Source organism: Planktothricoides raciborskii GIHE-MW2 (assembly GCF_040564635.1).
Taxonomy (GTDB): domain Bacteria; phylum Cyanobacteriota; class Cyanobacteriia; order Cyanobacteriales; family Laspinemataceae; genus Planktothricoides; species Planktothricoides raciborskii.
Genome location: NZ_CP159837.1, coordinates 685,001 through 708,545, shown reverse-complemented (window position 1 = coordinate 708,545; position 23,545 = coordinate 685,001). Strand labels below are relative to the sequence as shown.

General features: G+C 44.7%; 19 protein-coding genes and 1 tRNA gene (1 of these 20 only partly in view). 12 read left to right on the top strand and 8 right to left on the bottom strand.

Annotated elements, in window-relative coordinates:
* Positions 1 to 163: 163 nt before the first annotated feature.
* Positions 164 to 1,222: a glycosyltransferase family 2 protein gene (locus ABWT76_RS02795; RefSeq protein ID WP_156331911.1), complete on the bottom strand. Its 1,059-nt coding sequence runs from the start codon at positions 1,220 to 1,222 to the stop codon at positions 164 to 166.
* 413 nt (positions 1,223 to 1,635) lie between these two features.
* Here ABWT76_RS02795 and cofH point away from each other — a divergent pair, with 413 nt between their 5' ends.
* The 8 genes from cofH to ABWT76_RS02755 all read left to right on the top strand — a co-directional run bounded on the left by cofH (position 1,636) and on the right by ABWT76_RS02755 (position 12,763).
* The gene (gene cofH / locus ABWT76_RS02790) at positions 1,636 to 2,814 is read left to right on the top strand and encodes a 7,8-didemethyl-8-hydroxy-5-deazariboflavin synthase subunit CofH (RefSeq protein ID WP_054468339.1); all 1,179 of its coding nucleotides are present in this window, start codon (positions 1,636 to 1,638) and stop codon (positions 2,812 to 2,814) included.
* Between the two features lie 87 nt (positions 2,815 to 2,901).
* The gene (locus ABWT76_RS02785; protein ID WP_072160859.1) at positions 2,902 to 4,608 is read left to right on the top strand and encodes a DUF3352 domain-containing protein; all 1,707 of its coding nucleotides are present in this window, start codon (positions 2,902 to 2,904) and stop codon (positions 4,606 to 4,608) included.
* 155 nt (positions 4,609 to 4,763) lie between these two features.
* A complete protein-coding gene (gene ccsB, locus ABWT76_RS02780) occupies positions 4,764 to 5,828 on the top strand; it encodes a c-type cytochrome biogenesis protein CcsB (RefSeq protein ID WP_054468335.1) in 1,065 nt (354 codons plus the stop codon).
* A 143-nt stretch (positions 5,829 to 5,971) separates the two neighbouring features.
* A complete protein-coding gene (locus tag ABWT76_RS02775) occupies positions 5,972 to 6,211 on the top strand; it encodes a KGK domain-containing protein (RefSeq protein WP_054468333.1) in 240 nt (79 codons plus the stop codon).
* Between the two features lie 363 nt (positions 6,212 to 6,574).
* Positions 6,575 to 8,332, top strand: coding sequence for a DNA repair protein RecN (gene recN / locus ABWT76_RS02770; RefSeq protein WP_054468331.1), 1,758 nt, complete (start codon positions 6,575 to 6,577; stop codon positions 8,330 to 8,332).
* 505 nt (positions 8,333 to 8,837) lie between these two features.
* Positions 8,838 to 11,549 carry an adenylate/guanylate cyclase domain-containing protein gene (locus ABWT76_RS02765; RefSeq protein WP_054468329.1) on the top strand — a complete coding sequence of 904 codons (2,712 nt, stop codon included), beginning with the start codon at positions 8,838 to 8,840 and terminating at the stop codon, positions 11,547 to 11,549.
* Between the two features lie 166 nt (positions 11,550 to 11,715).
* Positions 11,716 to 12,609 (top strand): adenylate/guanylate cyclase domain-containing protein, encoded by an 894-nt coding sequence (locus ABWT76_RS02760; protein ID WP_082348957.1) that lies wholly within the window; start codon positions 11,716 to 11,718, stop codon positions 12,607 to 12,609.
* Positions 12,578 to 12,763, top strand: coding sequence for a hypothetical protein (locus ABWT76_RS02755; RefSeq protein WP_054468327.1), 186 nt, complete (start codon positions 12,578 to 12,580; stop codon positions 12,761 to 12,763). The genes ABWT76_RS02760 and ABWT76_RS02755 overlap by 32 nt, the downstream gene beginning before the upstream one ends.
* Positions 12,764 to 12,781: 18 nt before the next feature.
* Here ABWT76_RS02755 and ABWT76_RS02750 read toward each other — a convergent pair whose 3' ends face one another.
* The 3 genes from ABWT76_RS02750 to hemW form a co-directional block, all read right to left on the bottom strand.
* Positions 12,782 to 13,126: an RNA-binding protein gene (locus ABWT76_RS02750; RefSeq protein ID WP_190878639.1), complete on the bottom strand. Its 345-nt coding sequence runs from the start codon at positions 13,124 to 13,126 to the stop codon at positions 12,782 to 12,784.
* A gap of 360 nt (positions 13,127 to 13,486) precedes the next feature.
* Entirely contained in the window at positions 13,487 to 15,256 is a 1,770-nt protein-coding gene (gene hpsE / locus ABWT76_RS02745; protein ID WP_354635607.1) for a hormogonium polysaccharide biosynthesis glycosyltransferase HpsE, read from the bottom strand.
* Positions 15,257 to 15,521: 265 nt separating this feature from the next.
* On the bottom strand, positions 15,522 to 16,760 hold the full coding sequence (gene hemW, locus ABWT76_RS02740; RefSeq protein WP_054468323.1) for a radical SAM family heme chaperone HemW: 1,239 nt from the start codon (positions 16,758 to 16,760) through the stop codon (positions 15,522 to 15,524).
* 266 nt (positions 16,761 to 17,026) lie between these two features.
* Here hemW and ABWT76_RS02735 point away from each other — a divergent pair, with 266 nt between their 5' ends.
* Positions 17,027 to 18,109, top strand: coding sequence for a PIN/TRAM domain-containing protein (locus tag ABWT76_RS02735; protein ID WP_054468321.1), 1,083 nt, complete (start codon positions 17,027 to 17,029; stop codon positions 18,107 to 18,109).
* Between the two features lie 10 nt (positions 18,110 to 18,119).
* Complete coding sequence (locus ABWT76_RS02730) at positions 18,120 to 18,278, top strand: hypothetical protein (RefSeq protein WP_156331910.1); 159 nt, start codon at positions 18,120 to 18,122, stop codon at positions 18,276 to 18,278.
* On the opposite strand, the gene psb28 is transcribed toward ABWT76_RS02730, so the two are convergent.
* Complete coding sequence (psb28, locus tag ABWT76_RS02725) at positions 18,275 to 18,628, bottom strand: photosystem II reaction center protein Psb28 (protein ID WP_190878641.1); 354 nt, start codon at positions 18,626 to 18,628, stop codon at positions 18,275 to 18,277. The genes ABWT76_RS02730 and psb28 overlap by 4 nt on opposite strands.
* Positions 18,629 to 18,972: 344 nt before the next feature.
* A complete protein-coding gene (gene hemC, locus ABWT76_RS02720) occupies positions 18,973 to 19,941 on the bottom strand; it encodes a hydroxymethylbilane synthase (RefSeq protein ID WP_054468317.1) in 969 nt (322 codons plus the stop codon).
* A gap of 278 nt (positions 19,942 to 20,219) precedes the next feature.
* Here hemC and ABWT76_RS02715 point away from each other — a divergent pair, with 278 nt between their 5' ends.
* Positions 20,220 to 20,402, top strand: a complete 183-nt coding sequence (locus ABWT76_RS02715) for a hypothetical protein (protein ID WP_054468315.1) — start codon at positions 20,220 to 20,222, stop codon at positions 20,400 to 20,402.
* 504 nt (positions 20,403 to 20,906) lie between these two features.
* Here ABWT76_RS02715 and ABWT76_RS02710 read toward each other — a convergent pair.
* Both ABWT76_RS02710 and ABWT76_RS02705 read right to left on the bottom strand, forming a co-directional pair.
* Positions 20,907 to 21,605 (bottom strand): ABC transporter ATP-binding protein, encoded by a 699-nt coding sequence (locus tag ABWT76_RS02710; RefSeq protein WP_082348962.1) that lies wholly within the window; start codon positions 21,603 to 21,605, stop codon positions 20,907 to 20,909.
* A gap of 295 nt (positions 21,606 to 21,900) precedes the next feature.
* Positions 21,901 to 23,082 (bottom strand): ABC transporter permease, encoded by a 1,182-nt coding sequence (locus tag ABWT76_RS02705; protein WP_054468313.1) that lies wholly within the window; start codon positions 23,080 to 23,082, stop codon positions 21,901 to 21,903.
* Between the two features lie 421 nt (positions 23,083 to 23,503).
* On the opposite strand from ABWT76_RS02705, the gene ABWT76_RS02700 reads away from it, so the two are divergent.
* Positions 23,504 to 23,545: transfer RNA gene (locus ABWT76_RS02700), tRNA-Gln, on the top strand; it runs 30 nt beyond the window's last position.

The following is a 23,545-nucleotide window of genomic DNA, read 5'->3' as shown; positions in this document are numbered from 1 at the left end:
GTCTATATTTTCACCCAGATAAAAAGAAGTCCCACATCTAAACTTATCAGGGACTTCTTTTAACTATAATTTACTAATAGCCAATTCATAGGGATTATGCGAATTTAAATCACGAGTAGGTTCTTAGTGATAGCTGATCGCTAATAGCTACTAGCTTAAAATTTTACTCAGTTTTTGTCAAATCGGGGTGAACCTTTGAATCAACTACTTCTCGAACTCGGTAAATCGGACGGTTTTGCGATTCATGGTAAGTTCGCATCATCAATTCTGATAATATTCCAAAACAAAATAACTGCACTCCGGTCAGCAATAAAAGCACGGCCAACATCAGCAAAGGTCGTTGGCCAATTGCTTGTCCTAAACCCAGTTTTAGGAAAGTTAAATACATACCTAATGCCGTACCCAAAAACATGGATATAATGCCAAACAAGCCAAAAACGTGCATGGGTCGGGTTAAAAACTTCTTCATAAAAAAGATGGTCATTAAATCCATGATGACCCGGAAAGTTCGGCTGAGTCCATACTTGCTGGTTCCATACTGTCGCGCATGATGTAATACAGGAATTTCCGTAATTCTGGCACCTTCAATAAATGCTAATACGGGCAAAAACCGATGCAATTCCCCGTAAAGGTTAAGATCGCTAACAATTTCACTGCGATAAGCTTTTAGCGAGCAGCCATAGTCATGTAATTGAACGCCAGTGACTTGCCCAATTAGCCAGTTGGCAATTTTGGAAGGCAAGAGTCTCGTTAACGCATCATCTTGTCTTTTTTGCCGCCAACCACTGACTAAATCATATCCTTCTTCTAGTTTGGCGATCGCTCTGGGAATATCTGTGGGATCATTTTGCAAATCCCCATCCATTGTGACAATAATTTCCCCTCTAGCATATTCAAACCCAGCCGCCATTGCTGGAGTTTGCCCATAGTTGCGACGTAAAAGAACCGCTCGGAGATCGGTTCTTTGTTCGGCAATTTCTTTGAGAAGCTTTCTAGAGCCATCTTTTGAGCCATCATCCACACAAATAATTTCATAAGTGATGTTCGTCGGTTTGAGGGTGGAGGATATGGCATCAATTAGTCGGGGGATGCTGTCTACTTCATTGTAAATGGGAACAACCACGGAGATTTTGGGAGGCTGATGAGCGGCTCTCGTGTTAGATTCTTGAGTGTTAGATTCTTGATTGTTAGATGCTTGAGCGGCCATTTTTGCTGGTTCCATTTTTTGTGCAAACAAATCTTGAGGATGATTTCTGATGATTTCTGATAATTGACGATGATTGGCGATTGCAAGTTCTATAAATGTGAAATTTTTATTTTATATAAGCGATCGCCCCCGAAGTCAATTCAACCTCTCGGATTGGATGTTTCCGCTGAATCATAAGATAGATGAATTTAGTAAACCCTAACGGAAGGAGAGAGGCAAGAGGAGAGAGGAAAGAGCCTCTCTTTTATCTTTTATCTTTTCTCAGCCCCTTCCGACTTGGCCGATCACCGATTTTCACAAATCAGGAAACGTTGAAAAGTCGTTGATTTACTGATGGGCTAAGGAATAAAAAAAGATAAATAACTGTTAGATTAATTTACCCAAAAAATGTCAAAATAGAACCAGTGACTTACACCTAATTGCGATCTGTGACTACTATAACTGTTGAGCAACTTCTTGAGAAGATACTGGCTGGTAATGAGTTATCTGAGGCCGCAGCAGTGCAACTGCTCAAGGTAACGAATCCAGATGTGCGCTTGATGATTCAAGAAACGGCTAATCAACTAAGACGCCAGCAAGTTGGAGATGTGGTGACTTATGTGATTAATCGGAATATTAATTTTACCAATATTTGTGAACAACATTGTAGCTTTTGTGCGTTTCGGCGGGATGCCGGTGCAGCGGGGGCTTTTTGGCTAGATTGGGAACAAATCGAGCAAAAGGCGGCAGAAGGGGTCAGGCGAGGGGCAACGGAAATCTGTATGCAAGGAGGGTTGAATCCGGCAGCGAAGGTTGGCGGCGCCTGTTTACCTTATTACATCAAGTTAGTCCAAACGATTAAAAATCGCTTTCCTGATTTACATCTTCACGCTTTTTCCCCCCAGGAAGTGCAGTTTATTGCTAGGGAGGATGGTTTGACTTATGAGCAGGTGATTGGCGCTTTGGCGGATGCGGGGGCGGGTTCGATGCCAGGAACTGCGGCAGAGGTGCTGGACGATCGCATCAGACAGGTGATTTGTCCTGAAAAGTTGAATAGCCAGACTTGGTTAGAGATTGTGTGTACAGCCCATCGCTTGGGAATGCCCACTACCAGTACGATGCTTTGTGGACATATTGAAACCCCAGAACAGCAAGTTAACCATTTGGCCCAGTTGCGATCGCTCCAAAAAACGGCAATAGAAAGAAATTACCCGGCGCGGATTACGGAATTTATCTTGCTGCCTTTTGTCGGTGGGGACGGGGTCGGTAGGGAAGCCCCGGCGCCGTTGCGTCGTCGGGTTGGCCGTGACCAGCCTGTTTTGGCCGATACCTTGCATTTGACGGCGGTTGCCCGAATGTTTCTGGGTGATTGGATTCCCAATCATCAGCCCAGTTGGGTGAAACTGGGTTTAGCGGGGGCAACCGAAGCGCTGAATTGGGGGTGTAATGATATTGGCGGCACTTTGATGGAAGAACATATTACAACGATGGCCGGGGCAGTTGGCGGGACTTGTCTGGAACCAGAAACTTTACAAGCTGCGATCGCCTCGATTGGTCGTCAGCCTCAACAACGAGATACCTTATATAAGCCGGTAGATCGGCGGATGATTTCCATGTCAACAAGCTGACGGCCATGATTTAAGGATGCGATCCCTGAGAACATAAAGCAAAGCTATTTGATCAGTGCAAGTGAGCCTGAACCGAGAATGAAAGTGATGATTTCACAAGATAAACGAAATATAATGATTGCCACCGGGGCCGCTACCCTGGTGCTGATTGGAGGAATTGCCACATTTTGGGGGATTACTTCCAAACAATCCCAAAGCCAAGGTTTGCTTGGAAGTGAGTTATTACCTGAGAATACTTTGATGGCGATTTCTGTGACGACTGATGAGCGACAATGGACAAAGCTGCGTCAGTTTGGTACGCCAGAAAGTCAAAAAATATTTGATGGGAAGTTGACCGAACTGCGCGATCGCTTTTTAACGGCCAACGGCTATAACTATGTTGAAGATATGCAGCCTTGGGTCGGCAGAGAAATCACCATTGGTTTTTTGCCGCCACCGGGTCTTAATTTGACAGAAAAGGAAAAGGAATCGACGCCACCAACCGCCCCAGGGACTTTAGCCTCGCAGTCGGTGGTGATGGTGTTGCCGATCGCTAATGCGGCCAAAGCTAAACAATTTTTAGCCTCTCCGAAATCTGTCGGTCAAGTGAAGTGGGTTGACCGGACTTATCAAGGAATTGAGATTAAAGAAACCGTTGACCGAATTCCGGAAAATTACTCGATCTCGGTGATCGGTGGCAAATATTTGGCGATCGCTAATAGTTCGGAGGCGATTAACCGCGCCATTGACACTTATAAAAAAGGAAGTTCTCTGAGGGAGGGATCCGGTGTTAAACAAGCTTGGGCTAATTTAGACGAGTCCAGAGCATTTGCTCAATTTTATGTGAATATACCTGTCGCTGCCGCTGTGACTGCTTTGCAATTAGATCAGGCGGTAAGTCCCCAGAGTTTAGCTTCTGTGCAGCAACAGCAGGGGATGGCGACGAATGTTATGCTCGAGCCAGAAGGAATCCGGTTTCAGAGTATCGCGTGGCTAAAAGCTGATAGCGATCGCAAATATCCCATTCCCAAACCCGGGGATAGCATCCTCAACCGCCTACCATCAGAAACCTCAATGGTGGTTTCCGGGGAAAATTTACAGCAGTTATGGCAGGACTATATCCAAGGAACACAAACCAATCCCCTGGCAGCCCTGAAACCTGACTGGCTACCCACGGCGATTAAAAACACCACTAAATTAGATTTAGAGAAAGATTTATTGAGTTGGATGGCGGGACAATTCGCTCTAGGGTTAGTCGCCGCTGGTGAGAATAACAACGACTCTAAGTTTCAGTCGGCCTTGGTGTTTATGGTAAAAGCGAGCGATCGCCGTGCAGGAGAAAATATTTTCCGTCAGCTTGATCAGGTGATGGCAGAGCAATATAACTTTAAAGTCGAACCGGGAAAAATTGGCGAAGAACCCATAGTCAATTGGACCTCAGAATATGGTGCTTTACAGGTTACTCACGGCTGGCTTGATGGTGATTTAGCGTTTTTAACCTTTGGTGCGCCCCTGAGTCCCACATTTGTCCCCAAACCTAGCAATCCCCTGGGGATGAATCAGGAATTTCAACAAGCGGTTCCCAGTCAGCTATCTCCGAACAATGGTCAATTCTTCATTGATGTGGAACGTATCATTAACCAAAACCCTCCGAGTTGGCTAAGACTGCCTCCTGACCAAAAAACTATGGTCAACGGTATTCGTTCTATTGGGGTCACGGCAGCAAATCTCAGTCCGCGAACCGCCCAGTATGAGATTTTTGTCCGGCTGAAAACCGCAGGCACACCGGGGCCATTGCCTCCGGCAAAAGATTAGTCTTTATTTGTTGTTGCTTGTTGCTTGTTGCTATTTTTAATTAAATAACAAATAACAAATAACAAATAAAGATAATGGGTTTCTCACGCTTCCACTATGCTTTGATAGAAAGAACTGGAAAATTAATGGTAAATAACTGAAGGGGTGAAATTTTTATGAATCTGGTATTACTCCAGAATTACCTGGACAATGCAGCATTTGCCGTATTGCTGGTGACTATGATGCTTTATTGGGTGGGTGCTGCCTTTCCGGGGATTCCTTTGCTCTGGGGTTTGGGAACCAGTGGCATGGCGATCGCCAACCTCTGCATGGCCACCTTACTCGGTGCCCGTTGGATCGAAGCCGGTTACTTTCCCTTGAGTAACTTGTATGAATCGCTCTTTTTCCTGGCTTGGGGCATTACCACCATGCATTTGATTGCGGAAAATATGAGCCGCAGCCGGTTGGTGGGAGTGGCTACCGCACCCGTGGCAATGGGGATTACCGCTTTTGCCGCTTTAACCTTGCCGCCACAAATGCAATCCGCAGAACCCTTGGTTCCCGCCCTCAAATCCAACTGGCTGATGATGCACGTCAGTGTGATGATGCTGAGTTATTCCACCCTGATGGTGGGTGCGGTCTTGGCGATCGCCTTCCTCATTGTCACTCGCGGACAAGCGGTGGAACTCCGAGGCAGTTCCATTGGTAACGGCGCCTACCGCAACTCAGAAAATCGCTTACAACTAGGGGCTGACGCCTTAGTCATCAATCAATTTAGCCCTATGACCACCGCCGAAGTTGCCGGATTTAGCCAAAATAATGGCAGCCCTGGGAGTTCCTCCAACGTGGCACTCCTGGAACCCAAGCAGGTGAAAACCGCCGGACAATTCCAAGAAGCCACCACCCTCTCTCCGCAACGTCTCAGCCTTGCGGAAACCCTGGATAACATTAGTTATCGGATCATTGGTCTGGGATTTCCCCTGCTGACCATTGGGATTATTGCCGGGGCAGTTTGGGCCAATGAAGCTTGGGGCACCTACTGGAGTTGGGATCCCAAAGAAACTTGGGCGCTGATTACCTGGTTGGTATTCGCCGCCTATCTTCATGCCCGGATTACCCGGGGTTGGCAAGGTCGCCGTCCGGCAATTTTAGCCGCCACTGGTTTTGTGGTCGTTTGGATCTGCTATCTTGGGGTCAATCTTTTGGGCAAAGGGTTGCACTCTTACGGTTGGTTTTTCTAAACTTTATATACTTGTTATTGGTTATTGGTTATTGGTTATTGATTATTTGCCCGGAAAAGGAAATCACGAATAACGAATAACCAATAACCATCAAAAGCCCTGATGTAAAAATAAGTCCATATAAGTCCATAAAGGAGATAGTGATGGCGGAAAAATTTGAAGCTCTCCATGCAGGAGATGTCATTTCTACCAGTGGTAGTAGTTTAATGTTTCAATGCACGTTCAAAGTTAGTGAATTTATGACAATTATTCATAGTAAATTAGAAGAAGAAAGTCTATTTTCCGAAGGAATAGATTGCGAAGTCCTTAGCCCGGGTAAGCAATGGCGGAAAGGAAAAATTCAACTCCGTTTAGAGTTTTGTCCCGATGAGGAAGAAGCGTAAAATATCGCGAAAAATTAAGGTCTAACGAAAGGATATGAAAATAATAGGTGCGATGGATCGCTTTTTCATCTAAAAATTAAGAAGCATCATGGTCGTACCTAGAGCATCCGGGGTTTTGCTATTGATGAAAATGGGCTAAAAAATCACATAAATAAAATCCCGGCTGCTCAATTAAATATAAAAGCCAATAATCAATCTAAAATAAATATGATAAATCAATTGGAATTCAGCGTTTATATAATATCGATATTTTATAACAAGATTAAAAATTTTCAAGACAACACAAAAAATCAATGGATAATCACACAAAAAAAACGATAATAACTTTTAAACATTACAACTTTACTCTTAGATAAAAATCTAATGTTGCTCTCCCTGCGAATTGAAAATTTTGCTTTAGTTGACCATCTGGAATTAGAATTTGGTCAAGGTCTTAATGTCCTAACTGGGGAAACTGGTGCTGGTAAATCAATTATTTTAGATGCGGTGGATGTGGCGTTAGCCGGGAAAGTTAACGGGCGCATGATTCGCACAGGTACGGAGCGATCGCTTGTGGAGGCGACTTTTGCGGTCACACCATTGGTGGCGGAATGGTTACGAGAACAAGAAATCGATCCCCTAGATGGCAAGTGGCTGGTAGCCAGTCGGGATCTGAGTATGAATCGAACTGGGGCCATGCGGAGTCGTTCTCGACTCAATGGCATTTTGGTGAATCGAAAAATGATGGATTCATTGCGCGATCGCCTCGTGGAAATTACCGCCCAAGGTCAAACCACACAACTGGGACAACCAGCCAAACAACGAGACTGGCTGGATGCTTTTGGGGGCGCCGATTTAATCCAGCAACGGCAAGCGGTCGCTCAAGCATTTACCCACTACAGCAAATGTCAAGAAACCTTAGAAAACCGGCGAAAATCAGAACAACAACGCTTACAACGCTTAGATGTCCTGCAATATCAAGTCAAAGAACTCGGTGAAGCGGCTTTGACCGATCCCGAAGAGTTGTCGCAGCTTGAGCAAGAACGGCAACGGCTTAGTCATGTAGTAGAACTGCAACAACAAAGTTATCAAGTTTATCAAGCCCTTTACCAAAACGATCTCGGGTCGGAAGCCGCAGCGGATCTCCTGGGTCAAGTGGAGTCCACGATCGCCGACATGGTGCAATACGATCCAGAGTTACAATCGGTTTTGGATTTAGTTAAAGAAGCCTTAACCGATGTGGTGGAAGCGGGGCGGCAAATGAGTCGCTATAGTGCTAGTTTGGAAGCGGATCCCGACCGTCTCGAAGAAGTGGAACAGCGAATTAATGAACTGAAAAAGATTTGCCGCAAGTATGGCCCTAGCTTGCCAGAAGCGATCGCCTATTACCATCGCATACAAGGGGAACTCGCGGAAATCACCAGTGGGGAAGACTCTTTAGAAAAATTAGAGCAAGCAGCGGCACAAGCTGAGATGGAACTGAAAAATCGTTGTAACCAGTTAACGGATTTGCGTCGAGTAGGGGCGAGAAACCTGAGCGATCGCCTACTAGAAGAACTCCGACCCTTGGCAATGGATAAAGTCCGCTTTGAAGTAGAGATTACACCGATCGCCCCTACCAGTACCGGCGCCGATCGGATCACCTTTTTATTTAGTCCCAATCCGGGGGAACCTTTGCAACCCTTGAGTGAAACCGCCTCAGGGGGTGAAATGAGTCGTTTTCTCTTGGCCCTAAAAGCTTGTTTTATCGATGTAGAGGTATCCTCAACCTTAGTCTTTGACGAAATCGACGTGGGAGTTTCCGGCAGAGTAGCCCAGGCGATCGCCGAAAAACTGCACCAACTCAGTTATCGGCAGCAAATCTTATTTGTCACCCACCAACCCATTGTCGCGGCAATGGCTGACCATCATTTCCATGTCCACAAAAAAATCATCACCGCTGATTCCGTAGATTACTCAGCAGATAATCCAGAAAACGATCCTGGACAGCGGACAGTGGTACGGGTTCAGCCCTTAGCCAATCATCAACGACGGGAAGAACTAGCCCAACTCGCCGGAGGCAAGTCGGCGGGAGAGGCGATCGCGTTTGCGGAATCCCTCCTGGGGCAAGCGGCACAAATCCGTCTTTCCTTACGCAGCTAGAGAGACGTAGCAGCAGATATCTGGCTGACATATCGGCAACAGATCAGGAAAAAACTAAGGAAAAAACTGCGGTGCGTTACGCTTCGCGCTTTCACACCCTACGAAAAAACCAACAGTACCAAGACTTGAGGTACGAAGAGGTACGAAGAGGTACGAAGAGGTACGAAGAGGTACGAAGAGGTACGAAGAGGTCAGAGAAAAATAGCAAATTGCCACCCCCGAAAAAAAGGCGACTCCTGTCGCCCGGTTGGGCGCGCCCGTACCTTTGACTCAGAGAAACCAAACAACTGGAACTGGCAAGCTGGTCGTCTGACATATATGCATGCTAAAAACCAATACAATGCATCTGGTAGGCTCTGGAAACATTGACAACTTTAAGAATTGTACCAATAGATTATCTAGCACTTGATCTAACTAGGTTGGATCCTTTAAAGTCAGTCAATCAAGGCTTGCTAATTAAAAACTACCTTGAAAAACCCTTTGACGATTCTAGGTCTAAAGCCCTATGACAGATGCATCTCCGAATCGCCGTATTCACAACAGTAATATGGAAAACAGTACACATACCGTCACCATTGATGCCACTGTTGTCAACCTCGAAAATGACGGCAAAAACATTGAGCAAAAACCAGCATCAGAAAAAGCACCCGCATTTGCACAGCCTGCCGAGGAACAAGCTGCACCTACGAGTAGTAATGCCCTAGTAACTACCCAGGGAACCTTTAAGTCGTTTCTCGCCCCTCTGAACAAAGAAAACTTTAAACAAGTTGTCAGCGACGTTGAGACAAAACTAGAGGTGGTGAATCAAACCCTGTCCATGTTGGACAGTCTCTTAGACGCCCAGGGGTTTGACTCCATACTGAATGAAATGTTGCGTTCCATCACCTTAAAAACAGGGGAATTACTCGGAGCAGATCGCACCACGATTTTTTTATTAGATGAAGATAAAAACGAACTCTGGTCAATTGTCGCCAAAGGAGACACGGGAGACTCCTTAGAGATTCGCATTCCGGCAGATCAAGGGATTGCCGGGGAAGTGGCCACCTTTAAGAAAGTGGTGAATATACCCTTTGACTTTTTTGATGATGCGCGATCGGCGCAATCCAAAAAAACCTACAAACAGACTAAATACCGCACCTACACCATGCTCTGTATGCCCTTGTTAAAAAAACAAGAGGACAACAAACCGGAGGAGTTGGTGGCTGTGGTGCAGTTGATGAACAAGTTAAAAAAAGTTCACGATCCCGAACAGCCACTAAGCGATCGCATCGATACCAGAGGCTTTACCGAAGAAGATGAGAAAGTTTTCCAAGAATTCGCCCCATCGGTATTGATGATCCTGGAATCTTCTCGGTCTTTCCGCAAAGCCTCGCAGCGGCAACGGGCTGCCGCTGCCCTGATGTCGGCAACTCAATCTCTGAGTAAGAGTAGCTTAGACCTGGAAGATACCCTGAAACGGGTCATGGATGAAGCCAAAAAGCTGATGAACGCCGATCGCTCAACCCTCTGGTTGATCGACGAAGAAAAAAATGAGCTCTGGACAAAAATCCCTATCGATGGAGTAATACAAGAAGTTAGGATTCCCCGAAATGCTGGTTTTGCTGGTCAAGTGGCCACGTCCGGCAAGCCTTTGAACATTTCCTTTGACTTATATGCCCATCCTGGGTCAGAAACCTCCAAACAAACCGACCAAAAAACTAAATATCGGACGTGCAGCTTACTCTGTATGCCAGTATTTAACTCCGATGGCGAGTTGATTGGCGTAACTCAATTGGTGAACAAAAAGAAATATAACGAACATCCTCCGTACGATCCGACCACTTGGCCGGAAGCGCCAGAATTCTGGAAAGCGTCTTTTAGTCGTTCTGACCAGGAATTCATGGAAGCGTTTAACACCCAAGCAGGGGTGGCGTTGCAAAATGCCAAACTATTTGCCACCGTTAGACAACAAGAACAACTGCAACGGGATATTCTCCGCAGTCTCAGCAATGGGGTGATTTCTACCAATAAAAATGGAATTATTATTGCTGCCAATCAAACCGCTAAACAATTGCTTGGTTTTGGCAAAGACGATCGCTTAGAAGAGCAGCACATCTGCAACGTCGTCAAGCTGCAACAAGAAGATCAGTTTGCCAAATGGTTTGAACAAGCTTTGGCGGGGACAGACGAAAAAGCCCGCAATCAATACTATCCCGAACAAACCCTGCTCTCCCATAATTCAGAGGAAGAGCATAGTATTAATTTGTCCATTAATTCGATCTCCGACGCCAAAGATCCCACAAATGTCTATGGGGCTCTGGTGGTCATGGATGACATCAGTGATGAAAAACGGCTCAAGAGTACCATGTATCGTTACATGACCCAGGAAGTGGCCGAAGCATTACTCCAAAGTGGCGATACGGGTCTGGGTGGCAAGAAGAAAGAAGTCTCGGTGCTGTTCTCGGATATTCGCAGCTACACCACTCTCACAGAAGGGATGGAACCGGAAGAAGTGGTGGCCATGCTCAACGAGTATTTTGAGTCAATGGTGGATGCGGTCTTTAAATACAAAGGCACCCTGGACAAATACATTGGGGACGCAATTATGGCCGTGTTTGGTTCCCCGTTACCCTTGGCTGACCACGAATGGTGTGCGGTGCAAACCGCTGTGGAAATGGGACAACGCTTAAAAGTGTTTAACAAAAAGCGCCAAGCGGAAGGGAAGAAAACTCTCTCTATTGGCATTGGGCTTCATTCCGATGCCGTGGTCAGTGGTAATATTGGCTCCAGCAAACGGATGGAATTAACCTCCATTGGGGACGGGGTAAACTTAGCCTCTCGTTTGGAAGGCACCAGCAAAATGTACGGCTGCGTGATCGTGATCAGTGAAAAAACTTACGAAGCCTGTAAAGATCGTGTTTGGGTTCGGGAACTCGACTTTATTACGGTTAAAGGTAAAACTGAGCCAGTGAGAATTTATGAGTTAGTCGGCCTTAAAGATGGCCCTCTGGCGCAAGAAATCGATCCAAAACAGAAGGAGTTGATCGACGCTTACCACCAAGGTCGCGAATATTACCTAAATCGCGAGTTTGAACTGGCAATGTCTAGGTTTGGTAAAGTGATTGAAATTGATAAAGATAACAAAGCCGCCAATTTGCATATCGATCGGTGTTTACATTTCATCGAAAATCCGCCCGCAGACAACTGGGATGGTGTTTGGAAGCTCACAGAAAAATAGTATGGTAGTTGGGATGACCTTATCTTAGGGTTTGAGTTAGGAGTATGTGGATTGGCGCTGCCGGCTGTCTATTGGCATCTAGCAGATCCACCTTTCCCGATCTGAAAAAATTACTTCCAGGCCATCCCTACAACCAAGGTAAAAAGTCGATTTTTTTCACAGAACAATGGTAGTAGATAGCCAGTCAGTTAATGTTTTCCCGTCCGGCATTCCCCAAGAAACCGCTCTTGATGCTGATAAATTGGGGTGCGAAATCAAGGAATGCTCGATTTTGTTTTCTGATATTTATGGTTACAAATATTTGATTCAAAATTTTGAGTCATCAGAGGTAGCCAATCTGCTTGATGAATATTTTCAGTTAATGATTAATGCGGTGTATGAATATAAACAAAATCTAGACCAACAAATAGAATTAGCGGGAATTAGAAATTCAATTGTCGCTGTGTTTAGTTCGTCAATTGCCGTGGAGAATCATGCATGGCTGGCAGTTCAAACCGCAATGCAAATGTGCAAGCGTTTGGCGGATTTTAATCAGCGGCGGCAAACGGAAAATAAACCAGCGATTAAAATTGGCATTGGGATTAATTCCGATCTGATTTTAAGTGGTCAAAAGGGTTCCACTAAACGAATGGAATTCACCGCCATTGGTGAAGGGGTCAGTATTGCTTATTATTTAGAAGGTCTGAGTAAGCAGTATGGTTGCGATATCGTACTGAGTAAAAATACTTATGAAAAATGTGCCGATCGCGTCTGGGTGAGAGAACTGGATGTGATTCGGATGCGGAATAATAAGACCCCAGTACCTATTTATGAAATTTTGGGACTACGTTCTGACCCCTTGTCTTCGGATCAGGAGCAGATTCTCGAACTGTATCATAAAGGTCGTGAGTTTTATTTGAACCGTCAGTTTGCCAATGCGATGGGTGAGTTTGCCAGAGTTAGAAAAATAAATGCCCACGATCAAGCGGCTGGGTTGCTGTTGCAACGGTGCCAAAAGTTGATCAAAAATCCTCCCGCTGATGATTGGGATGGCGCCTGGAGTATTACCGGCGAACAATAATTTCCCATGGGCAATCCCTTGGCGATCGCCAACCCGATTTCGTGCCGGAAGTCGGGTTTTGTTTTTTGGGTTTGGCGATCGCCAAGCCAAAAAAACCCAAGCATCAAGACTTGGGTCTTTGTTATATCAAATTCAGTCAAATCAATTGATTTGAAAGACTACCATGAAAAGCTTAGAAGCGGTTACGATTGTAGCCGCCGCCGCCGCCACCACGACGACCGCCGCCGCCGCCGTTGCCGCCGCCTTTGAAGCTGCCACCCCGATTTCCCCCACTTTCCCGAGGCTTGGCTTTGTTGACTTTAATATCACGACCCATCCACTCGGCACCATCGAGGGCATCAATGGCGGCTTGTTCTTGCGCTTCGGTGTCCAATTCGACAAATCCAAAACCCCGCATCTTTCCAGTCTCACGATCCGTGGGGAGTTGAACTCGCTTAACGGTTCCATATTCAGCAAAAACCTCATTCAAGTCGTCTTGGGTAACTTGGTATGAAAGATTACCAACGTAAATAGACATAGGATCCTCTCCGACATCAAAAAAAGTGTAGTGTTTGAGTTTTCGGAGAGAAGCCTGCCAATACTAAAAAGGACATACCTATTAATACTACAAACAAACGCTGCAACCGAATTTTACTCTGAGACTCTACTATAACATAGATTTTTGATCTGGGGCTGAGGCTGCCACAAAATCTTACAAAACTTAACATGATCGACTGGAGGAAACCCAAAGCAACCCAAACCAACCCAAACCAAACCAAACCAAACCAAACCAACCCAAACCAACCCAAACCAACCCAAACCAACCCAAAGCAACCCAAAGCAACCCAAAGCAAGTTAGGAGTTACAGGGGTTTGTGCTGCTGCGTCCTGTTAAGGTTCTAACTGAGGAGAGATTGCCGATGACTGTAAGTGATTAAGGGGTGGGTTGGGGCAATGCCATACCCTTGGACGTAATCGACTCCTATGGATTTCATTTGTTCAAAAATTTCTTGGTTTTCTACGGCTTCGGCAATTGTTTTCATGCCAAGTTGATGACCTAAATCATTGATCTGATAAATTTTATCAATGCTTGGCCGATTTGACGCCCGCTGGCTGAAGAATTTACCATCAATTTTCAAGTAATCTACTGGCATTTTTTTGATATATTTAGGAGAAATATTTCCCCTGCCCACATGATCTAAGGTGAGTTGACTGCCGATTTTTTTGATGTAGTTAATAAATTTAATTATTGTTTCTAAATTAGCAATCGCACAAGTTTCTGAAATCGCAAAGGATATCATTTCTGGCGTAATTTCATACTCTCTAAATTCACGGTGAAGAAAATTGATAAAATTAGGATCTTTCACCGTTTCTATGGAAACATTGATTTCATATAAAGATAAACTGGGGTCGAGACTTTCCCCGGCAATTTCCCTAAAAATTTGGCGAACGACCCAGCGGTCAATGGTGGGCATCAATTTATAATGTTGGGCGATCGGCATAAATTCACTCGGCAGGAGAATGCGATCGAGTTCGTCTTTTAGTCTTAAGAGAATTTCTGTATGTTGGTTTGAGGAATTAAAGGGGCTAATCGGCTGAATTTCTTGAGCATAAAGACAAAAGCGATCTTGTTCAAATCCTTGAGCAATTTGATTGAGAATTTGTTCGGTTTTTTGTAAAGATTGACTGAAGATTTCCCTGGGAATCTTTTTGCTCTGTTTTTTCTTCCATAAAAATAAAGGACTCACCAGGGTACTGACGAGAAATTCTCTTTGGGAGGCCGCAACGGGATCTTTTTTTACGTTCAGACCATGTTTAATTAAATGAAGAACTAATCGACGCAGATCGTTAGCCAAATATGCAGGAAAGGCTAAAGGTATTTGCCAAGTTTCTAGGGTCATCATACGTAGTCTATGTCTGCTTAAGCCGACACAGCGAGTAAGTAGCCGTAAATAATCGGCTTTTAAGCGATTATTAGGAATTTTATGATATACAATCATTTCTGGGTTATACCAAATTTCCCACCCGGCTTTTTGAATATGCAATAACGCTTCTAAATCTTCACTGGCCATACCAGCTTCTTTGCCTTGATGATTTAAAAATAACCGATTGGGTACGCTTTTTAACCAAACATCTTTTCTTACCACTAACCCTGCCCCTGGGGGTAGTATTTTATGGTATAGATTATATAAATGGGGTGTATTTCCTCTTTCGACAATGGCTAAAAAACTAGCAATTTCTTTAAAATTTTTCGGCATTTCTTCTGGGGTATTGGCTTCAAAAAAATACCCATGAATTTGGCTGCCATAAGCGCCAAGTTGGGGATGGTTTTGGCCGAATTCATAAGCAGCAGCTACCCAGTTTTTTTCCGGTAGATTATCATCATCGAGAAATCCGATGAGTTTTCCTTTGGCTTTTTCTACGGCTTTTTGGCGTGCAAATGCTGCCCCTTGTTCGGGACAAAAGTAATAGATTAATGGGCACCATGAAGGCCACTGGGTTTGATATTCGCGAATTACCTGAGCGGTGCGATCGCAGCTGTTGTTATCAATGACTAAAATTTCCCAGGTAAATGATTCAGTCTCAACTTGCGATCGCAGTCGTTCCAGTACATCAGGTAATCGAGTTTCGCCGTTATAAGTCGGAATTGCTACGGTAAAGTCCACCATCTTCCCCCCTCCTTAACAATCAAAAAGTGACTTCTTTTAGTGACTTCTTTTATTGTATTCAATGGATCGGGTGAGTCCGGTCGGGTGGATGCAGTAATTCGCAAATCTTTACAAAAAACCCTTAAATTTGGGTCAACTTTAAGAAAAGTTTACACAAGCAGGCCAGCGGGTCAATTTCACCTCGATCGCCAATGGTGAAATCACCGTTTTATGGCGATCGAAATCATTTATTTTCTGTAAGTTGAGTCACGCCGATCGCCCCTGATTATTCTAGTTGTTGAAACAGGGTCGCCAAAATCGTATTGGAGAATAAAAATCCTTCGGGATCCGTGAGTCGGATGCGACTGCTTGGGGGTAATGGGGATTCCGGGGATAAGGGGATCGGTATTCCTTCAGAGGTGAGGATTTCTACCCATCCTTGACGGTGGTATTGGTGTAAACTTGGCCAAATTCGCTGAAGTACATTGTCACCAAACCGTTCGACCAGGGTGGCACAATTTATGCCATCAGTTAAACGCAATCCCAGCATGATAGTTTCTAGCAAGCGTTCGCTTTCCAGAGTTTTTGGGCAATCAATTTTTCCCCCTGCGGCGATCGATTGTTCGACCCATTGGTAATATTCAGCGATTTTCCGGGGTCTGGTAAACCTTTGTCCTTGGACATAGCTGGTGGCACCCATGCCAAAACCGTAGTAAGGCAGGTTTTCCCAATAAACTCGATTATGCCGACATTGATGTCCGGGGAAGGCATAGTTGGAGACTTCATAGTGTTGATAACCCGCATCGGTTAAAATTTGCACCGCTAGACGGTACATATCCGCAGTGCTTTGATCGTCGGGAAAGGGAGGAACTCCAGGCTTGTAGTAGCGATGAAAAGCCGTCCCTGGTTCGATGATTAAGTCGTAACTAGAAATGTGGCTAGGTGTCAGCATGACGGCGGTTTCTAGGGAGTTTTGCCATTGATCTAGGGTTTGATGGGGCAGTCCAGAGATCAGATCGATGCTGAAGTCGGAAACCCCTACTTGGTACAGCAGGTCGATGGCTGTAAAAATGTCTTTAGAACTGTGCGATCGCCCACACATACTTAGTAATTCGTCTTGAAATGCTTGGATGCCTAAACTAACGCGATTAATTCCCCCTTGGACGTAACCATACAACTTTTCTAAGTCAAAGGTTCCTGGATCCATTTCGATGGAGATTTCTGGACTGGCGCTGATACCAAACCGGCGATCGAGAATTTCCATAATTTGGTTTAACTGATGAACTGAAAGCAGAGAAGGAGTACCCCCGCCAAAAAAAACTGTTTCCAAGGGTTGACCGCCACCGGGAGTCATCTCGATCTCTTGAATCAACGTTTCTATATATTTCTGGATCGTGCTAGAATTCTCCCCTTGTTGGCGATCGCCGATGACAAAGATCGGAAAATCACAATAAAAGCAGCGACGACGACAAAAGGGTATGTGAATATAAACGGATTTCGGTTGCTCATTCTCATTGAAATTCATGGTTTTTCTAATTTGGTGATGTTTTTTTAAGAGGCGATCGCTGCTAACGAATCACCCATTGGCCTGATTCACGATCTCTGGTAAGTTTTGTAACTTTAATGAGTATCCACTGCTGAGGAATCTGGAAAAACTTAAGAGTATAATAGAGGAATTGTAGAATTATCCCAAAAATCGGATTCAATTCCTGGGCAATACTTGCGGAGGAATTGCCCGTCAACCGTTAATCAGTCAACCGTTAAATTGATCTCTAAAAGGATTTAGGAACAATGCTTGATGCAATTATCGTGATCTCATTCATCTTAACAGGGGTGGGCATCGGTTTTTACGGAATCGATATGCTGCCCAGTAGTGCTACTAATCAAGTGACAAGTCTGGAAGGGTTGCGATCTGTAACCGCTGGATTTGGCGCTTTAATTGGATTTGGCGTCGGTTTATTTATGCAAATTAACTACCGACGGCTGGAAGTCAAAGTCCGCCATATGCCCATTGATATGCTGATCACGCGGGCGATCGGTTTAGTGATCGGACTTCTGGTGGCCAACTTAATGTTAGCCCCCCTGTTTTTACTGCCCATTCCCGGAGAATTTGGCTTTATTAAACCCCTGACCGCCGTTTTAGGCAGTATCCTCTTTGCTTTTACCGGGGTTTCCCTCGCTGACAGCCACGGTCGGGCTTTCTTAAGACTGATTAATCCCAATTCCGTCGAAATGATGTTAGTCGCCGAAGGCACCTTGAAACCCGCCCAAACCAAAATTTTGGATACAAGCTGTATTATTGATGGTCGGGTAGAATCTTTGCTGGAAACTGGGTTTCTGGAAGGGCAAATTCTCGTTCCCCAATTTGTTTTACAAGAATTGCAGTTAGTCGCGGATGCCTCCAACGATCAAAAACGAGTTCGTGGCCGCAGAGGATTGGATATTCTGAATCAAATGCAGGAAAATTACCCCGATCGCATTGTGATTCACCCTGCTGACTACGAAGATATTCATACGGTGGATGCTAAGTTGGTGCGTTTAGCTCAAGAAATTAATGCCATTTTGTTAACCAATGACTACAACTTGAGCAAAGTAGCCGCTTTACAAAAGGTGCCGGTCTTGAATATTAATGACTTGACTCAAGCGGTGCGTCCAGTGTATCTGCCTGGAGATACTTTAGAGTTAAAAATTCTCAAGGAAGGGAAAGAAGCTGCCCAAGGGGTCGGCTATTTAGAAGATGGCACGATGGTGGTGGTGGAAGAAGCGGAAACTCATATCGGTGCGATGATGCGAGTGGTGGTGACATCAGCTTTACAAACTTCTGCCGGTCGGATGATTTTTGCTCGTCCCCATGCTTCAGTGATTGCTGGATAAATTGTAGGCAATGACTGATTTTGAAGGCATGATTTGTCAGGGCGATCCTTGGCGATCGCTTTACCGACACTGCCTCGGTTCTCTCTCATACCAGAGAGGAGAAATCGAGGCAGTTGTTTATCGAGGCAGTTGTTTATCGAGGCAGTTGTTTATCGAGGCAGTTGTTTAATTTGACTGAAATTCAAAGCCATATGCATCAGCATAGCGATGTAAAAATCGCATCACTCGCTCCAATTCCGCTTGTGTCCTCAGTTCAAAAGAACATTCGGCTTTGGCTAAATCATGCTCGTCATCGGCAAAAAAGAACTTCATGCCACTGGGGATAACTTTAATTTCCCCTTCTTGATCCCGTAAAGACAAGGTATCAATTTTATTAGTAAAACTCCGTCCTCCTTTTAATGCCTCTAAGTCCTCAAACAATAAAACAACCAAGTTGGTGCCACTGTCTCGCCGACGGCGTAGGCTAATTCCACTCACTTCTTCGTTGATCCCATCTATAAATTGCACGGATACAGGCATAATGGGCTCCTATAAACTTTTTGTAACAACTATAGAAATTACTAGAAATTACCCAGTTGCCAGATTGGAGTCTATTGGACTCTATATTGAGTTTGTAGAGATTCTGCCTATTTTCTGAATGTTTTCTGGATCGGCGGTTTGATGGAGTTGGCGAATCACACAAAGGTTATAGGCTTCTACTGCGTAACTCCTATATAACTATCTTACTGCGAAATTACACTTTTGCCGTTAATTAACCTCTGTCAAATCACCCCGATCCGGGGTAGCAGTTATGTTTTTATTGATAATTGATAGTTGATAATTATCAATTATCAACTATCAATTGATAGGCTCTTGTGCCTGCTTTAACTACGCTGAATTTGAGCAAAAATCTCGTTTAAAATATCTTGGGCGCCTTGATTTTTTAACTCTTCAGCCAATTCAATTCCCAGTTGTTCCGCTTCAGTCGCCGCCCCAACCACTGTATCTTTAACTAAACGTTTGCCATCTAAACTGGCAACCATCCCAGTTAAAGTTAGTTGATCGCCTTCAATGACCGTATTCACGCCAATGGGAACTTGACATCCCCCTTCCAGAGTCCGCAGAAAAGCGCGTTCCGCCAAACAGCGATACTTGGTAGGTTCATGTTCCAACACTTTAATAATTTCGAGAATTTCCGTATCCCCATCGCGACATTCAATTCCCAAAGCTCCTTGACCTACTGCGTGCAGACTGATTTCTGGGGGAATCACTTGATCGATGCGATCGCCCATTCCCAAACGGTGTAAACCCGCCACCGCCAAAATCAAGGCATCATACTCACCCGCATCTAGCTTAGCCAAGCGAGTATTCAGATTTCCCCGAATATCCTTAAACTCTAGATGGGGAAAATGGTGACGTAACTGGGCCAAACGACGCAGAGATGAAGTACCCACCACCGCCCCAGGGGGCAAAGTATCCAGTTGCTTATCTTTATAGTTTTGGTGCAGAACCAAGGCATCCGCTGGATTTTCTCTTTCCGTAATACAGCCGAGCACCAATCCTTCGGGCAAATTGGTGGGCAGGTCTTTCAAGGAATGAACCGCTAAGTCCGTCTCCTTGTTCAGCATCCCCACTTCCAATTCTTTGGTGAACAGACCCTTATCCCCAATTTTGGCCAAAGGCACATCTAAAATCTTGTCCCCTTGGGTACTCATCTTGTGGATTTCAAATGTGCTGTTGGGGTAATGTTTTTGTAGTTCTGCTTGCACCCACTCAGTTTGCACCAAAGCCAGTTGGCTTTTTCGGGAACCAAGACGCACGGTATGAGAGGGGTTTACCACGGTAGAAGTCATTAAAATATCGCCAAATTTTAAATAAAGTCACTCGATCTAGACTACCGCACTCGGCGCCCTTGGATCTGTTTTTTTAGCATTTTTAGCCATTTTTAGCCCGTCTTTAAGAAACCGGGTTTCTGCCTCCAATTTTTGCTTCAAAGCCAAAATGGGGAAAAGAAGCTCGGTTTCTGAGTCTAATTCCCGGTTCTCTTATCTAAAATTGAAATATATTCCACCACAGAAGCAATCAAATCCAGGGCCAACTCCTTAAAGGACGCTATCAAATCTTACAACCATTGGGCAAAGGCGGCTTTGGTCAAACCTATCTCGCTGCGGATACCCAACGACCAAACCACCCCCAATGGGTGGTGAAGCATCTCCAGGTAAAAGCCGCTTTCCCTGGGGTTCTAGCCAAAGCCCAGCAGCTATTTGCCCAAGAAGTGAAAACTAGGGAATTTTGTAGATTAGCTTTTTGCTAAGTTAATTGACTATTTTTCAAAATATTATAGTAACTTTGTGGTGATTTAAATGCTAAATTATATCTTGACATAAGATGTATTTTAATTTCATAAATATTTCGGCGTTCGTGACTTTCAAGAAGCTTTTTTTATTTGAAGACCGATATCATGTCGATTTGTCAATTGGCAGCACCAAAATTGAGACGTATTCGCAGCTTATAAAGGGAGTTTGGGCTTTGTTTGGGCTTTAAATTTGTTTAAGTCCAATATAAGTTTACGGGCAGAAATAAATTCACCACAGACCCCATTATAAGAAAAGAGGAAAGAGTAAAGAGATGCATAGTAAAGATATTCTCTCTTCTCTCTCCTACGAATCTCTCTCCTATGCATCCTTCCTATATGCGGGAATCCAAGGATTTACGGCGGGGAAAGAAAAGTGCAATTAATTATGTTCACCTAACCAGAACAAGAAACCCGGTTTCTTGTCAGGGTTAGAGATTTGAGAAACCGGGTTTTTTTGTCAGACTATCGAGGACTTTGGGGGGTTAAGATGCCATCTTCCAGATAGAGAATGCGATCGGCCACATCAAGGATCCGAGGGTCGTGAGTCACCATCAGCACTGTGCAACCTTCTTCTTTGGCGAGTTTACGCAAAAGTTCAATGACGGCATGACCACTGTGGGAGTCGAGGGCAGCGGTGGGTTCATCGGCCATAATTATTTGAGGATGTCCCGCTAGAGCACGGGCGATCGCCACCCGTTGTTTTTGTCCCCCAGAGAGATCCCTGGGGCGGAGTTTGGCTTTATCCGCTAACCCGACTTGTTCCAGTAAGTTTTCCGCTTGCGATCGGGCTGGGCGCCCACGAATTCCTTTCACCTTTAATGCCATTTCCACATTCTCAGCCGCAGTAAGGGCGGGAAATAAGTTAAACCCCTGAAAAATAAAACCAATGTTGTCCCGGCGAAACTTAGAAAGTTTCGCCCGAGACATTCGGGTAATATCTTGTCCGAGGATAGTGACTTGTCCCACTGAGGGAGTCAACAAGCCTGCCAAAATTGAGAGTAGGGTGGTTTTCCCTGAACCAGAAGGACCCATTAATAGCTCAATATCACCATGATGCACATCCAGGTCTACTCCCTTAAGGGCTTCATAGTAGCCTAAACCAGATTCGTACACCATTTTGACACCCCGGGCTTTCAGGGCAACTGTTTTCGCAGTTGCCATTTCCTTGGTAGCTTCAGCCACTGGAATGAGTATATTGCGATAAGACTGATCAATGGTAATAGAAGAAGCAATCATGCCGAATTTATTTTTAGTTGTAAAGGTAGTACGGCCAGTGGTGTGAGGAAGCACCAAAGTGAACGGATAATCTTGTGCCAATGCCAATTACCAATATGATAATGCTTTGGGCGGTTCGCTTTCTTGTAGCTTTCGATCAAGAAAGGTGTTTATCACTATGAACATTTTTCATCAGAGAAAATACTTGATCCGTGAGATTTGTCACCAAAATCATTGCTGGTTAAGCTTTAAACACAATTGCCGGATCCACACGATTGACTTTTTGAATGGCAAACAAAGCGGAACCAACGCACATCAACACGGTGATGCCAAAAACACTTGCAGCGGTGGTCGGGGTAATTAAAATCACCAGTCCTTGGGCGGCGAATGCCCAAGCTTTGACCCCAAAACAAAGGGCCATACCGGGAATATAACCCAGCACCGCCATCCACAGGGATTGTTCAATAATGACGCTATAGATCAAGTAGTTAGACGCACCCATTGCTTTGAGAGTGCCAAATTCTTTGAGGTGGTCAGATACGGAAGAATAAAGGATTTGTCCCACCACCACGATGCCCACCACTACACCAACGCAGGCCCCCAGTCCCAAGACAAAGCCGATGCCGGTGCGCTTTTGCCAGTAGGTGCGAGTCATTTCGGAAAATTCTGCTTTGGTAAATGCTCGACTGTATGGTAAAGCTTTTTCTAGTCTTTGCTTGAGTGCTTCCAAGTCTTGACCGGGTTTGGCTCGAATTAAGACATAAGTAATCAGATCGTCGGTTTCTAAGGATTCTGGATTCGGTGCCAATAATTTGGATGGTTCTTCGGTCATTGGCGAAGTGACGATCGCTGAGGCATTCTCTAAGGAGGTGAACACAAAGGGACTGGAGATGGTTGATTGGGTGTTTCTGGTCAAGCCCACCAGTTTGGCTTGAAAAATTCCCATTTCTACCCGATCGCCAATCCATTCAACATTCAGGGAATCCTTGTTTTTTTCATCAATAAAGAAGGTATAAGGTTCTTTGAGGGAACTCAGATTTCCTCTGCTAATTTCACCAGGTACAAAGAGTTGGCTATCAGGATTAAAGCCAATCACTCGGACATGATTGATTTGCCCGGAAAAAGATCGCCAACTTCCCCCGTTGAAAATTACGGGTTCTGCTAACTCGACTCCTTCAACTTCTTGGGCTTGGATAAAGCGTTTGTATGGAATTTGCAAGGTCAATTCTAAAGAGGCAGTGTTTTGGGAACCGACCCAGATATCGGCTTTTGAATAGTCAATCAAGAGGGAGATCGAGCGAATCACTCCTTGCAAGATTCCGGTTTGAATGGTAATTAAGCTAACAGCAAACATGATGCCCGCTTGAGCAACGAGGAAGCGCGGCAGGTCTTCAAACAGGTTTTTCCGGGCAATTGAGGGCATGGCCGAGTTTTTAAACTGTAAACGGTCTTTAACTTTATTATATTATAAAAAATTAACTGTGCGGTGGTTATCCCCCTGGCAAAAATCGGTGAATTGCTTAATAAAATTAACCAATTCACCGATTTTTGCCAGGGGGATGAATATTAGAAAATTAGTCTATCCTTTTGATTGACGGTAATAGAATCTGCCAATTATAAAAAATTGCTTAATTTTGCTTAAGTTCCGTGGGCGACCAGTGTGGCTGGTTTTCCTGGTACAGGGTTTTGCCGTTGCCGCCCCCGGATCTGGTACATCTAAACCCTGGATCCAGAGGAGCAGATTTACCCTGAATCCTAGGCAGGGGATGGATTTAAAAAAATTTTTGCCAAAAGGGTTGACAAATTCCCATAGATCGATGTTATTATTACTAAGGCTAAGTCAATGGGGCGTCGCCAAGTGGTAAGGCACCTGGTTTTGGTCCAGG